Genomic DNA, 1,050 nt, shown 5'->3' on the forward strand with positions numbered 1-1,050 from the left:
GGTAATCCTGACTAAAGTACTAGGTCTTATAGTTGACTTAAATACTCGGGAATAGCATACTTGCTCCCATTCTGAAACACCTTGGTACTTGTCCATGAGACTGACTACAAAAGGCCGATACGCGGTAACCGCCATGCTTGACCTGGCCTTGCACGCGCAAACTGGGCCGGTGTCCCTGGCTGATATCTCCGAGCGCCAAGGCATTTCCCTGTCCTACCTCGAACAGCTGTTGCCAAATTGCGCCGCAGCAGCTTGGTTTCAAGCGTACGTGGGCCGGGTGGTGGCTATCAGCTGTCCCGCGACATGCAGGGCATTCAGGTAGCTCAGGTGATCGACGCGGTGAATGAATCCGTCGACGCCACCAAATGCCAGGGCCTGGGTGATTGCCACGCCGGCGACACCTGCCTGACGCACCACTTGTGGTGTGACTTGAGCCTGCAGATCCATGAGTTTTTGAGTGGTATCAGCTTGGCTGATCTTGTGACTCGCCGTGAGGTGCAAGAAGTAGCCCAGCGTCAGGACCAGCGCCGTTGCAACACCAAGGCGCCGCGTCTGGACAAGATTGAAGCGTCCGCCGTCGAGTGACAGCCGAAGAGCTAACGGCACGCCAGCCAGCCTGATTAGGAGAAAGTCCATGAAATTGCCTATTTACCTTGATTACTCAGCGACCACCCCGGTTGATCCGCGTGTCGCGCAAAAGATGAGCGAATGCCTGCTGGTTGACGGAAACTTCGGCAACCCGGCGTCGCGCTCCCACGTATTCGGCTGGAAAGCCGAGGAAGCGGTCGAGAACGCTCGTCGCCAGGTCGCCGACCTGGTTAATGCCGACCCGCGCGAAATCGTCTGGACCTCCGGTGCAACCGAATCCGACAACCTGGCAATCAAGGGCGCGGCGCATTTTTATGCGACCAAAGGCAAGCACCTGATCACCACCAAGATTGAGCACAAGGCTGTCCTCGACACCATGCGCCAACTGGAACGTGAAGGTTTTGAGGTTACCTACCTTGAGCCAACCACCGACGGTATCGTCACCCCGGCGATGATCGAAGC

General features: G+C 57.0%; 1 protein-coding gene and 1 pseudogene. Both read left to right on the forward strand.

Annotation, left to right across the window (positions count from 1 at the left end; translation table 11 throughout):
- Positions 1-94: 94 nt before the first annotated feature.
- Positions 95-585: pseudogene (gene iscR / locus F0169_RS27185) on the forward strand (Fe-S cluster assembly transcriptional regulator IscR).
- Positions 586-634: 49 nt separating this feature from the next.
- A partial coding sequence (locus tag F0169_RS27190) for an aminotransferase class V-fold PLP-dependent enzyme (protein WP_152748151.1) occupies positions 635-1,050 on the forward strand: 416 nt, incomplete at its 3' end.

The organism is Pseudomonas kitaguniensis, assembly GCF_009296165.1.
Taxonomy (GTDB): domain Bacteria; phylum Pseudomonadota; class Gammaproteobacteria; order Pseudomonadales; family Pseudomonadaceae; genus Aquipseudomonas; species Aquipseudomonas kitaguniensis.